Annotated in this window: 12 protein-coding genes and 1 tRNA gene; 6 read left to right on the forward strand and 7 right to left on the reverse strand. The window is 71.8% G+C overall.

Going from position 1 to position 11,831, the window contains the following annotated elements:
* Positions 1-451: MarR family winged helix-turn-helix transcriptional regulator (locus E1283_RS21410; RefSeq protein ID WP_132819735.1), on the forward strand; the 451-nt coding region annotated here is incomplete at its 5' end.
* 119 nt (positions 452-570) lie between these two features.
* On the forward strand, positions 571-1,521 hold the full coding sequence (locus E1283_RS21415; protein ID WP_243744998.1) for a DUF5829 family protein: 951 nt from the start codon (positions 571-573) through the stop codon (positions 1,519-1,521).
* Positions 1,522-1,574: 53 nt separating this feature from the next.
* Here the strand turns inward: E1283_RS21415 and E1283_RS21420 are convergent.
* Positions 1,575-1,651 (reverse strand) — tRNA-Thr (locus tag E1283_RS21420).
* 251 nt (positions 1,652-1,902) lie between these two features.
* Between E1283_RS21420 and E1283_RS21425 the strand changes: the two genes are divergently transcribed.
* The 4 genes from E1283_RS21425 to E1283_RS21440 all read left to right on the forward strand — a co-directional run bounded on the left by E1283_RS21425 (position 1,903) and on the right by E1283_RS21440 (position 5,260).
* On the forward strand, positions 1,903-3,042 hold the full coding sequence (locus E1283_RS21425; RefSeq protein ID WP_132819736.1) for an ABC transporter ATP-binding protein: 1,140 nt from the start codon (positions 1,903-1,905) through the stop codon (positions 3,040-3,042).
* 220 nt (positions 3,043-3,262) lie between these two features.
* Positions 3,263-3,661, forward strand: a complete 399-nt coding sequence (locus E1283_RS21430) for a hypothetical protein (RefSeq protein ID WP_132819737.1) — start codon at positions 3,263-3,265, stop codon at positions 3,659-3,661.
* A gap of 75 nt (positions 3,662-3,736) precedes the next feature.
* Positions 3,737-4,468 (forward strand): nucleotidyltransferase family protein, encoded by a 732-nt coding sequence (locus E1283_RS21435; RefSeq protein ID WP_132819738.1) that lies wholly within the window; start codon positions 3,737-3,739, stop codon positions 4,466-4,468.
* A gap of 36 nt (positions 4,469-4,504) precedes the next feature.
* A complete protein-coding gene (locus E1283_RS21440; protein ID WP_132819739.1) occupies positions 4,505-5,260 on the forward strand; it encodes a hypothetical protein in 756 nt (251 codons plus the stop codon).
* A 31-nt stretch (positions 5,261-5,291) separates the two neighbouring features.
* Here the strand turns inward: E1283_RS21440 and E1283_RS21445 are convergent, their stop codons facing one another.
* From E1283_RS21445 to E1283_RS21470, 6 genes are all read right to left on the reverse strand, one after another.
* Complete coding sequence (locus tag E1283_RS21445; RefSeq protein ID WP_132819740.1) at positions 5,292-6,404, reverse strand: CU044_5270 family protein; 1,113 nt, start codon at positions 6,402-6,404, stop codon at positions 5,292-5,294.
* A complete protein-coding gene (locus E1283_RS21450) occupies positions 6,401-7,015 on the reverse strand; it encodes an RNA polymerase sigma factor (RefSeq protein WP_132819741.1) in 615 nt (204 codons plus the stop codon). The genes E1283_RS21445 and E1283_RS21450 overlap by 4 nt, the downstream gene beginning before the upstream one ends.
* A gap of 108 nt (positions 7,016-7,123) precedes the next feature.
* A complete protein-coding gene (locus E1283_RS21455) occupies positions 7,124-8,662 on the reverse strand; it encodes a DoxX family membrane protein (protein WP_132819742.1) in 1,539 nt (512 codons plus the stop codon).
* Positions 8,663-8,744: 82 nt separating this feature from the next.
* Positions 8,745-9,698, reverse strand: coding sequence for a 23S rRNA (guanosine(2251)-2'-O)-methyltransferase RlmB (gene rlmB / locus E1283_RS21460; RefSeq protein ID WP_132819743.1), 954 nt, complete (start codon positions 9,696-9,698; stop codon positions 8,745-8,747).
* Between the two features lie 55 nt (positions 9,699-9,753).
* Positions 9,754-11,148 (reverse strand): cysteine--tRNA ligase, encoded by a 1,395-nt coding sequence (gene cysS, locus E1283_RS21465; protein WP_132819744.1) that lies wholly within the window; start codon positions 11,146-11,148, stop codon positions 9,754-9,756.
* 84 nt (positions 11,149-11,232) lie between these two features.
* A complete protein-coding gene (locus E1283_RS21470) occupies positions 11,233-11,643 on the reverse strand; it encodes a PPOX class F420-dependent oxidoreductase (protein WP_132819745.1) in 411 nt (136 codons plus the stop codon).
* Positions 11,644-11,831: the final 188 nt, after the last annotated feature.

Genomic DNA, 11,831 nt, shown 5'->3' on the forward strand with positions numbered 1-11,831 from the left:
CTCCCGCGCGGAGCTCGCCGGCGCCGGCCCCGCCCTCTTCCGGCTGGTCCGTTTCTGGTCGCGCCGCTGGGCGACGGCCTCGGTGGGCGAGCCGTCCGACGACACACCCCTGATCCAGGACGTCCAGGTGCTCGAGGCGGTCGACGCGGCCGCCCGGCACGGCGAGGTGTCGGTCACCGACGTCGCCCTCCAGCTCGGCCTCGACCGCTCGGGTGCCAGCCGGCTGATCGCGGCCGCCGTCGACCACGGGTACCTCACCCGCTCCGCCTCGGGACGGGACGCCCGCCGCGTCACCCTCGACGTCACCCCGGCCGGCGCCGACGTCCTCACCGGCGCCCACGCCTTCCAGGAGGAGGTCTTCGCCCGCCTCACCGCCGGCTGGGACCCGGCGGAGGCCGCCGGCCTCGCCCGCGGCCTCCGCCGCCTCGCCGACGAGACCCGCCCGGACTGACCCACGGCCGCGCCGGCCCGTTCGGCACCCCGGACCGCTCCCTACGCTCCGGCGAACTTCAGCAAATCATGGGGCTTTCGATGTTCCCTCTTGATCATCACCGACCTAAGCTCTCCGCCATGTCGATTCGTGGGACGTTACGAGTGGCCGTCGGCCTCGCCATGACCGCCACCATCGCCCTGACCGGGGCTTTCGAGGCCGGCGCCCAGACGAGCCCGGCCGACGGGGCCGAGACGCGAGCCAGCGAGCAGCTGCTGCACTACAACCACGCCTACGCGGTGGTGGACCGCGAGACCGCCGATGCGATCGAGAATTCCGACTACCTTCGGGAGTTCGCGAACTTCGAGGTCCGCACCACGACGGGCGGCGGCCTCACCTGGACCGGCCGCTACCTCTACGGCGCCGAGACGTACATCGAGTTCTTCGGCGAGGGCGACCTGCCGGGCGCCGACGCCCTCTACGGCGCCTCCGGCCTCGGCGTCTCGACCGAGCACGCCGGCGACCTGGCGACCGTGACCGACCGGCTGCGCGACCTGGGCATCGAGGAGCCGGCCCCCTACCGCCAGACGCGCGACTTCGGCGACGGCGTCCGGGTGCCGTGGTTCGACACCATCCGCACCACCTCCGACCTGTACGACGCCTTCGACGCCTGGTCGATGGAGTACCTCCCCGAGTACTTCGCCGACCCGCGCGGCAACACGGGCCCCGAGAGCTACCCGGGCGACGTGAGCGCCGCCCGCTACCTGTCGGACGACTACCAGGACCACCAGCTGCGCGACGTCACCCAGCTCCACCTCGGCGTCCCGGAGCGTGACCTGGCCACCACCGTCCCGCTCCTCGAGGCCGGCGGCTACGACGTCGAGACCCGGGGGAACGGCACCGTCGTGGTGAACGACGGCACCACCACGATCCGCCTCGACCCCGTCCCGCTGGACGAGGTCGGCCTGCGCGGCCTCCAGTTCTCCCTCAACGACGCCACCGGCACCCGCCACGTCGAGGAGATCGGCCGCTCCACCCTCACCGTCGGCCCCGGCGCCCGCGCCGTATGGACCTTCGACGCCCCCGAGTAACCCGCGCGCGAAGCGCCCCGTCTCCCGGATTCGGGAGACGGGGCGCTTCGTCGTGGAGCCGCCTGTCGGACTCGAACCGACGACCTGCTGTTTACAAGACAGCTGCTCTGGCCAACTGAGCTAAGGCGGCACGCCTCTTGCGGGCGCGACAAGCCTACACGGGGCCCGGTCGGGGCGAGGCGGGCCGGGGACGAGCGGCGATCACGGAACGTGACGGGCGGGGTCGGGCCCGTTGACATCGGTTTCTCCGGCTTCCCGGGTACTGACAGAACGCGTTGTTTCGAGTTAAGTTTCGGCTTGCCGTCCATTTACATATGGACGTAACACCTTCCTACTCGGATCGTCCGGCACGTTCCTGCCGGTAGAAGGAGACACGAGGACATGGCAACCGTCACGTACGACAAGGCCACCCGCATCTACCCGGGCGGCGACAAGCCCGCCGTCGACCAGCTCGACATCGAGATCGAGGACGGCGAGTTCCTCGTCCTGGTCGGCCCCTCCGGTTGCGGTAAGTCCACCTCGCTCCGGATGCTCGCCGGTCTCGAGGACGTGAACGCGGGGTCGATCCACATCGGCGACCGTGACGTCACGCACCTCCCGCCGAAGGACCGGGACATCGCGATGGTGTTCCAGAACTACGCCCTGTACCCGCACATGACCGTCGCGCAGAACATGGGCTTCGCGCTCAAGATCGCCGGCGTCAACAAGGCGGACATCCGCAAGAAGGTCGAGGAGGCCGCCAAGATCCTCGACCTCTCCGAGTACCTGGAGCGCAAGCCGAAGGCGCTCTCCGGCGGTCAGCGGCAGCGTGTCGCGATGGGTCGCGCCATCGTGCGTGAGCCCCAGGTGTTCCTCATGGACGAGCCGCTGTCCAACCTGGACGCCAAGCTCCGCGTCCAGACCCGCACCCAGATCGCCGGCCTGCAGCGCCGGCTCGGGGTCACCACCGTCTACGTGACCCACGACCAGGTCGAGGCCATGACCATGGGCGACCGGGTGGCGGTCCTCAAGGACGGTCTGCTCCAGCAGATCGACTCGCCGCGCAACATGTACGACAAGCCCGCCAACCTCTTCGTCGCCGGCTTCATCGGCTCCCCCGCCATGAACCTGGTCGAGGTGCCGATCACCGACGGCGGCGTCCGGTTCGGCAACAGCGTGGTGCCGGTGGAGCGCGGGGCGCTCTCCGAGGCCCAGAGCAAGGGCGACACCCACGTGGTGGTCGGCTGCCGTCCCGAGCACTTCGCCATCATCAACGGCGAGGGCTCGGCCGAGGGCACGGCGCTCGCCAAGGCCGACGAGAAGGCCGAGGCGGGCCTCGCGGTCACGGTCAACGTGGTCGAGGAGACCGGCGCCGACGCCTACGTCTACGGCCAGGCCGACATCGGCGGCGAGACGAAGGACCTGGTGATCCGCGTCGACAGCCGCGACGTCCCGCACAAGGGCGAGAAGATCAACGTGGTGCCGAAGCCGGGCGAGACCCACGTCTTCGCCGCCGGCTCCGGCGAGCGGCTGAGCGACTGACGCTCCCCGCCCCCGAGGTCCGTGAGGGCCGTGTTTCCGCACACGTGGTGGAAACACGGCCCTTTGCGCGTCAACCACGGTGGACGACCGATTCGAATTCTGCTGAACCCCGTCACTCGTGAGAGTGGCGAAATGTCACCAAAACACTACTCCTCGCTACGATCTACCACGCCCCAGCGCGTTTGAACCATCCAGCTTCGTTTCGCGAGGAAGACCACCAGTGAATCAGGCACTCCGCCACATCGGCAGAACTCTCGCCATCGCTCTCCCGGTTGTCCTGGTGCTGTCCGGGACACTCGCCGTCTCCCGGGTCTCCTGGGTCGGTCCGGCCGACGACCAGATGGAGACCGCTTCGGCGGAGCAGCAGCCGCTCACCCCGGAGGACACGCTCCGCGACCGGTTGTTGCTGACGCTGCGGCAGCAGGACCCGAGCGCCGCACTCACCGGCCTCCAGGAGGCCGTCACGCGCGACCCGTCGCTCGCCCCGCACTGTGCCGAGATCGCCCAGGCGCTCGGTGCGGCCGCGGTCGAGAAGTACGGCTCGTCCCGGCGCGCCCAACAACACTCACGCCCGGTGTGCGACACGTCGTTCGCCGCGGGCGTCGCGGCGGCCGGCTGAGCCGGCCCGCACGCCGCCACCCCGCCTGAGCCCTCGGCCGAGCCCCGGCCGAGGGCAGCAACTAGGCTGCCCCGCATGAACCACGTCCAGGCTCCAGGCGACGCCCCGCTCTGCACCCAGGCCATGATCCTGGCCGGCGGCCGCGGCTCACGGCTCCGCCCGTACACCGACGACCGGCCCAAGACCATGGTGGAGATCCCGGGCACCGGCACCCCGATCATCGGCCACCAGCTCACCTGGCTGGCCGAGGAGGGCGTCACGGACGTGGTGATCTCCTGCGGGCACATGGCCGAGGTGCTGCAGAACTGGCTGGACGCCACGGACCTGCCGGTCAAGGTCACGACCGTGGTGGAGCCCGAGCCGCTGGGCCGCGGCGGCGGCCTCAAGTACGCGGCGCCCGCGCTGCCGCGCCAGGACGAGCCCTGGATCGCCACCAACAGCGACATCTGGACCCGCTTCTCGCTCCGCGAGATGGCCGCCTTCCACGTGGAGCGCGGCGCCACCGCCACGCTGTCGCTGGCCAGGCCGCGGATGCCGTGGGGCGCCGTGGAGACCAACGAGTTCGGGCAGGTCCTCGACTTCATCGAGTCGCCGCTCTCGCCCTACCTGATCAACGCCGGCGTCTACGTCTTCGGCCCCGAGTTCACGGCGCTGCTGCCGGAGCGCGGCGACCACGAGCGGCTGACCTTCCCCCGCCTCGCCCGCGAACGCCGCCTCGCCGGCTTCGCCCTCCCCCAGGGCGCCTACTGGCGGGCCATCGACACCGCCAAGGACCTCACGGAGGCGGCCCGCGAACTGGCCAGGTAGCGGTCACTGTCAGCGGCCGGGACTACGGTCTCCCCCATGACCGACATCTTCCACGTGACCATCGACAGTGTCCGCGACGCGACCCTGCGCGCGCGGGTGTACGTCATCAACCCCGACGTGCCCGACGTTCCGGAGGAACCCACCTTCCCCCTGGCCCTGCTGGCGGACGTGTGGTGGATGCTGGACAACGGGAATCTGACAGACGATGACGATGACGGTCATCGCCCGCAGCGGTGTCCGTTCTCCCCGGAGCGCGGCAGGGAGATCCTCGCGGGGATGGCGATGGGCGACGAACTCGGCGAGGTCTTCGGCCTCATCGTGGGCAGGCTGATACGGATCACCGAGTACGGCTACCTGTTGGCGGACGACGCCAAGACCCTCCTCGAACCTCGGCGCAAGGCCAAGGATGTGTACGGAAGGCTCCTCGGGGTCGGGCGTGACGACATCTCCCGGTATGCCTGGACTCCGAGCGATCCAGTGAGGTTCGACGTGCGGACCGCCGAGATCGTGACCTCCTACGAGAGGGGCCCGCTCCGCAACGTGCCGCTGTGGAGCGAGGCCGCGGCCTTCGACGATCCGGACGAGCCGTGGGAGGAGGGCGAGCGCGAGAAGATCGCCGGGCTGGCCGGCACGGCCGACCTGAGTAACTGGCGGGCCTGGCCTGTCATCGCGAGCCGGGCTCTCGAGGCTTTTCCGTACCGGGACTTCACGGTGACGGTGAGCCACCCGGGCTATCTCGAACACCTGGCCGCCGGCATGTCCTGGTCGACGACCCACACCGGGCGCGTCTGACCGCCCCCGCCCCCCGGAGGGGGACCCGCGATCAGGTCCCCGGGACCTGCCGTTCCTCGTCCACCACGGCCCGGTCGGTCAGGGCGTAGTCGAGGATGACGCCGATGACGAGCACCTCACTCTCCTCGATCTGCTCGACACGGGTACCCAGGTACGCGGCCGACTCCTCGTCGAAGACCAGGTCCATCCGGTACCCCAGGTCCTCCGCGAACCGGCTGAGGACGACCCCCTCCCGGCCGGTGGCGTCCGTCCCGGTGCGCGCGGACACGCCGGGGATCTCACCGAACGCGCGGAACATTCCGGCGGCGGTGTCCGGCGGCAGCGGCGTCTCCTCGAAGAGCTCGCCGAGGGTCTCGAACGCCCACTGGTCGGCCTGGTCCCCGCTGTCGGCCGAGCCGTTCTCGTCGTAGATCTTCTCCAGCAGCGCGTCCGGGTCGACGGGCAGCGACTGGACGTACTCCCAGGTCGGCTGGTGCAGGGTGGCGGGGAAGTCACCGCCGACGCCGGCCACGGAGTCGCCGAGCCACCTATCCTGCGGGGGGTAGATCTCGGGGTCCTCCAACTCGATCTCGAACTCCGCTCCGGCGTCGACATCGACGTCCGGCAGCTCGTCCTCGGTCCACTCCTCCTGCTCCGGCGGAACCACGATCGGCACCCCGTCCGGGGCTGCGTCCGAGTCCCGGTACCAGCCGGAACCGCCGTCCGGGGAGACCCACTGCTCGGTCTCGTAGGGGCCGTGGTCGACGTCCCAGAGCACGTTCTGCCCGTTGGTGGGCACGCCCCCGTAGTCGACGACCACCTCGCGGGCCGTATAGACGAACTGGTCGGAGGCGACCGCCAACTCCGGTGCCCCGGCGGCCACCTCGGCGAGGCCCTCCCAGGGGTTCCCGTCCGCGGCGGGGCCCACGACACCGTCGCTACCGACAACCGTGGCGGCGCCGACGATCAGCGCCACCGTCGCCAACGGCGCGGCGACCAACACCAGGCGCCGCCACAGGTTCCGCTCCCCCTCGTGAGAGCTCGTCATCTCGCTCATCAGATGCTCCTCCATCACCAGCTGGCGGCCGGGCGGAAGACCGGGCGCGCCGGGCGACGGGAGCAGGCGGGCCAGCTCCTCGCGGCGCGGCGGTTCCTCGCGTGTCATCGGATGGTCTCCTCGCTCGGCCGAACCGCCCATTGCCGGCGGTCACAGGACGGTTGTCCGCTGCTGGCGACGGGTTCCCCGCCGAGTTCCGCGTCGGTCAACCGACGCAGCCGGGCCCGGGCCCGGGAAAGACGGGAACGCACGGTCCCCACCCGGACGCCGAGCGCCCGGGCGGTCTCCTCGTAACTCAGGCCCGACCAGACATGCAACATGAACGCCTGCCGCTCCCCGCCCGTCAGCGCGGCCAACCCACGCTTGGCCGCTGCCAGCCGCTCCGCGTCGGCCGCCCGGCCGACCAGTTCGTCGGCGAAGTCCGGCACGACGGCGGGCGCCGGGAGCCTGGCCATGGCGCGCTCGTACCGGCGCTTCGCCCGCGTCGTGTTGCGCAGGACGTTGACCGCGATCCCCATCAGCCAGGGGCGCGGCGACTCCCCCTCGTCGCGCAGCCGGCCGCGCAGCCGCCAGGCTTCGAGGAACGTCAGCGACACGACGTCCTCGGCGAGGCTCGGATCGCCCGTGGCGCGGGCCGCGTAGCCGTGGACGAGACCCGCGTGCGCCTGGAACAGCTCGCGGAACGCCTCGGGTTCGCCGGCCCGCACGCGGGCATGCATCGTATGGTCCACTTCGACTGTTGTCCGGCCATCGTCACGAGTTCCCGGTGACTCAGGTCACACCCTACGGCCGGCCGCCAGGACTAGCCGAGGACCCCTCCGACGTCGCTAACCCAGCAGCCCGCCGATAGGGCCGAGGCTGCTCCGCTCACCCCCGCTCTCCGCGGACGGATCCTGGGGAGCCGGCTCGCCGCCGCCACCCGAGGTGCCGGTGTCGGGCTCCGGGGCGGCCGGGGCGGTGTCCTCTGGTGGGTAGTACTGCTGCTCCGACGGTGGGGCCGACTGCTGCGGCGCCGGCACGGTCTGCTCGCTCGGCGGGGCCTGCTGCTCGGCGCCGGGACCGGTGCTCTCGGCGCCGGCCGAGGCCTCGTCGGTCGGGTCGTTCGCATCCTCGTCGCCCGGCTCGCCCTCCGCCGACTCCTCGTCGCCGGCCGCGCCCGAGCCCTCGGTCGGGCCGGCGGAGGACTCCGCCTCCTCGCCGGCCTCGTCCTCGTCGTCCGGCAGCCGCTCGCCCGGCAGGTGGTTGCGCGGCGGCTCGCCCGGCTCGGGCACGGTGGCGAACTGCGCCGACCGCACCGCGCTGCCCAGCATCGAGCCGATCAGCAGCGCCAGGCCGACCAGCAGGGTGGCCAGCATCGCGCCCCGGCGCAGCACCCGGCGCCGGAGCTCGGCGAGCGGCGCGCGCGGGCCCAGGGTGCGCCACGCCTCGGTGGCCAGCCGGAAGTCGAGCGAGTAGACCGGGGCGCCCGCGATGACCAACGGCGTCCAGGCGGCGAACAGGATGGCGTCCGGGGTGTCGTAGGCCGGCCCGTTCTGCCAGCTCACGGTGAGCAGCAGGGCCAGCGAGAGCGACGCACCGAGCCCGGCCGCGAACCGCTGCCAGAGGCCGAAGACGGTGAGCACGCCGACGATGATCTGGATGAACGCGACGGTCAGCCCGGCCCCGACCGGGTGCGCCAGCGCCCAGCTGTGCAGCGGCGCCGCCACCGTCCACGGTTCGAGCGAGTCGAGCCAGGCGTAGAGCGAGCCGCGCAGGCCGCCGTCGAAGTAGACCGGGTCGGTGAGCTTGCCCATGCCCGCGTAGATGGCGACGAAGCCGAGCAGCACCCGCAGCGGCAGCAGCACCACGCCGAGGTTCATCCGGCCGGCCCGGTGGCCCGGCTGGTACGCCTGGCGGCCGTCCCCCGGGCGCCGGTCGGCCGGGCGCCCACGGTCCTGGGGCGGCAGGTCCGCCACGACCGGCAGCACCTCGGTCGGGGGCGGCGGGGCGACGAGCCCCGGCCGCTCGGGCGGCCGGGGGCCGCGCTGCGCCACGACGGGGGTGATGCGCGGGAGCACCTGGGTCGCCACGTCGACGCCGCGCCCGGCCTCGCGCACCGCCTGCAGCAGGCCGCTCGCGCCCGGGTCCCCCGGGGCACTGCGCCCCGTCCAGACGAGGGGGCGGCGCCGCCCGCCCGCCGCGGCCGGCACCCGGGCCAGCGGGGCGGTGTCGTCGATCGTGATGCTGATCGGCGGCGGGGTGGCGAGCTTCACCCGGAAACTGGCGTGGTTCACGATGACCTGCGCTGGGTCGCACGGCACTTTGACCATGCTCAGCACCGGCTCGTCCATCGAGAGGCCGTGGGGTGTTCTGGTGTCCACACTCATCTAACTGAGTGACACGGCTTAAGACACTGCCTTGACCCCACAAATCCTGTCCGCGACCCGTCAACTCCCGACAAACCAGGGGCTACCTGCGGTGACGCGTCGCCTCGTAGAGCACGACGCCGGCCGCGACTCCGGCGTTCAACGACTCGGCACCGCCCGGCATCGGAATCCGGACCCGGACGTCGCAGGTCTCGCCGACCAGCCGGGAGAGGCCCTTGCCCTCGCTGCCCACGACGATGACGACCGGCCCGTCGAGCCCGCCGAGCTCCGGGAGGTCCGACTCGCCGTCCGCCGCGAGGCCGACGACCGTCAACCCGGCCTTCTGGTACGCCTGGAGCGTGCGGGTCAGGTTGGTGGCGCGGGCCACCGGGGTGCGGGCCGCGGTGCCGGCCGACGTCTTCCAGGCGCCGGCGGTCATGCCGGCCGCCCGGCGCTCCGGCACCACCACGCCGTGGCCACCGAAGGCGGCGACCGAGCGCACCACGGCCCCCAGGTTCCGCGGGTCGGTGACCCCGTCGAGCGCCACGATCAGCGGCGCCTGGCCGGCGTCGTGCGCCACGCCGAGCAGGTCGTCCGGGTGCGCGTACTCGTAGGGCGGGACCTGGAGCACGATGCCCTGGTGGTGCAGCGCGCCCGTGAGCCGGTCGAGCTCGGCCTTGGAGGCCTCGAGCAGGTTGACGCCACCGCGCTCCATGGCCAGCTTGATCGACTCGGTGACCCGGTCGTCGCTCTCCAGGAACTGCTGCACGTACAGCGTCTTGGCCGGCACGCCGGCGCGCAGCGCCTCGGCCACCGGGTTGCGGCCGATGACCAGCTCGGCCGTCGACCGGCCGCCGCCGCGCCTGGCGGCGGGACGGGTGGCCTCCCGGCGCGCCTTGGCGTCGGCGGCGCGCTTCTTGGCGTGGCCGGTGCGCATCTCGGCGGGCGGGGTCGGACCCTTGCCCTTCAGGGCCTTGCGGCGCTGACCGCCGCTGCCGACCTGGGCGCCCTTCTTGTTGCTGGTGCGGCGGTTGGGGCGTTGGCTGTTGCCTGGCATCTTCTGCTTCTTCTGACTCTCGTGTGGCTGGGGGCCCGGATGGTCGACCGGAAGGTCAACCGAGCTCCCAGCGCGGTCCGTTGGGGGTGTCCTCGATGACCAGGCCGACGGCGCCGAGCTCGTCCCTGATGGCGTCCGCCGTGCCGTAGTCCTTGCGTTGACGCGCGGCCTCGCGCTGCGCCAGGACCAGCCTGACCAGGCCGTCGACGACGCCGGCCAGTTCCTTGCCGCGGCCCTGGGCGCCGCCGCTCCAGCTCGGGTCGAGCGGGTCGAGGCCCAACACGCCGAGCATCGCCCGCACCTGGCCGACGAGCGCGACGACCGACTCCTTGTCGCCCTCGGACAACGCGGCGTTGCCCTGCCGGACGGTGGTGTGCACGGCGGCGAGGGCCTGCGGCACGCCGAGGTCCTCGTCCATCGCGGCGGCGAAGTCGTCCGGCACGGTGGCCGCCGGGGCGACCTCGCCGACGCGTTCGACGGCCCGGTGCAGGAAGCCCTCGATGCGGCCGAACGCGGCGTCCGCCTCGGCCAGCGCCGCCTCGCTGTACTCGATGGTGGAGCGGTAGTGCGGGGTACCGAGGTAGTAGCGCAGCACGATGGGGCGCCAGCGGCGCGCCATCTCGGAGACCAGCACCGAGTTGCCCAGCGACTTGCTCATCTTCTCGCCGGCCAGCGTGACCCAGGCGTTGTGCGCCCAGTAGCGGGCGAACTCGCCGCCGAACGCCCGGGACTGGGCGATCTCGTTCTCGTGGTGCGGGAAGACCAGGTCGATGCCGCCGCCGTGGATGTCGAAGGCGGGGCCGAGGTACTTGTACGCCATCGCCGAGCACTCCAGGTGCCAGCCGGGCCGACCACGGCCCCAGGGCGTCTCCCAACTCGGCTCGCCCGGCTTGGCGGCCTTCCACATGGCGAAGTCGCGCGGGTCGCGCTTGCCGGTCTCGCCCTCGCCCTCCGGCTGGAGCAGGTGGTCGAGGTCCTGGTTGGAGAGCTGGAGGTAGCCGGGGAAGCTGCGCACGTCGAAGTAGACGTTGCCGTCGGCCGGATAGGCGTGGCCGCGGTCGATCAGGGTGCGCATCATCTCGATCATCTCCGGCACATGACCGGTGGCGCGCGGCTCGTAGGTCGGCGGCAGGCAGCCGAGCGCGTCGTAGGCGTCGTTGAACGCCCGCTCGTTCGCGTAACCGATGGCCCACCACGGGCGGTTGAGCTGCGCGCTCTTGGCGATGATCTTGTCGTCGACGTCCGTGACGTTGCGGACGAACGTGACGTCGTAACCGCGGTACTCGAACCAGCGGCGCATGATGTCGAAACTGACCCCGGACCGGACGTGACCGATGTGCGGGGGCGCCTGCACGGTGGCACCACACAGGTAGATCGAGACGCAGCCCTGCTGGAGCGGGGTGAAGTCACGGATCAGCCGGGTGCTGGTGTCATACAGGCGAAGGTTCACGCGTCAAGAGTAGTGGGCGGAGGGGCGAACGAGCTCCCCCGCGCCGCCCGGAAGGCCGCGCGGGGACGGTCCGCTCCGCCTCGCTCAGACGAGCCCCCGGCCGACGATCTTCCGAGCGGTGACGCGGACGATCACCCGCGGCGCGTCCTGGTCCGAGGCCGGGTTGAACTCGGCGTACGGCTTGCCCGTGTACTTCAGGGACAGCTCGTTGATCAACTCCGGCGCGTCCTCCTCGGAGAGGGTCGCGGTGCCGCGGATCTCGGCGTAGGAGTAGGGCTGGTCAGCCGGCTGCACGAGCACCGTGACGCGCGGGTCACGGGCGATGTTCAGCTCCTTGCGCCGGTCGCGCGTCGTCGAGATCAACAGGTCGTCGCCGTCCCGCTTGACCCAGACCGGCGACAGCTGGGAGCTGCCGTCCGGCTGGATGGTGGCGATGGTGACGAAGACCCTCTCGTCGAGCAACGCCTTGAGGGAGTCGGAGAGCGTGACTGACACGGTGCGTCCTTTCACTTGCGCGGGCTTCACGGTCACCCGCGCCGGCCGGCGCCGACGTGGGCGTGATCCGATCGTTGAATCTCGCACAAGGTGGCGGGAGAGAACAGGGCCCGTACGGGTGGTGGGCACCGCCGACCGCGTCGCGGACCGCGTCGCGTACCTCCGGGGGGTTTGTCCCACCCACCCAC

The sequence above is a fragment of the Streptomyces hainanensis genome, assembly GCF_004348415.1.
GTDB lineage: Bacteria > Actinomycetota > Actinomycetes > Streptomycetales > Streptomycetaceae > Streptomyces > Streptomyces hainanensis.

Excerpts from the sequence above, each read along its gene's own strand:
- E1283_RS21415 (WP_243744998.1), top strand. The coding sequence starts at position 571 with ATGTCGATTCGTGGGACGTTACGAGTGGCCGTCGGCCTCGCCATGACC.
- E1283_RS21425 (WP_132819736.1), top strand. The coding sequence starts at position 1,903 with ATGGCAACCGTCACGTACGACAAGGCCACCCGCATCTACCCGGGCGGC.
- E1283_RS21435 (WP_132819738.1), top strand. The coding sequence starts at position 3,737 with ATGAACCACGTCCAGGCTCCAGGCGACGCCCCGCTCTGCACCCAGGCC.
- E1283_RS21440 (WP_132819739.1), top strand. The coding sequence starts at position 4,505 with ATGACCGACATCTTCCACGTGACCATCGACAGTGTCCGCGACGCGACC.
- E1283_RS21445 (WP_132819740.1), bottom strand. The coding sequence starts at position 6,404 with ATGACACGCGAGGAACCGCCGCGCCGCGAGGAGCTGGCCCGCCTGCTC.
- E1283_RS21450 (WP_132819741.1), bottom strand. The coding sequence starts at position 7,015 with ATGCATGCCCGCGTGCGGGCCGGCGAACCCGAGGCGTTCCGCGAGCTG.
- E1283_RS21455 (WP_132819742.1), bottom strand. The coding sequence starts at position 8,662 with ATGAGTGTGGACACCAGAACACCCCACGGCCTCTCGATGGACGAGCCG.
- rlmB (WP_132819743.1), bottom strand. The coding sequence starts at position 9,698 with ATGCCAGGCAACAGCCAACGCCCCAACCGCCGCACCAGCAACAAGAAG.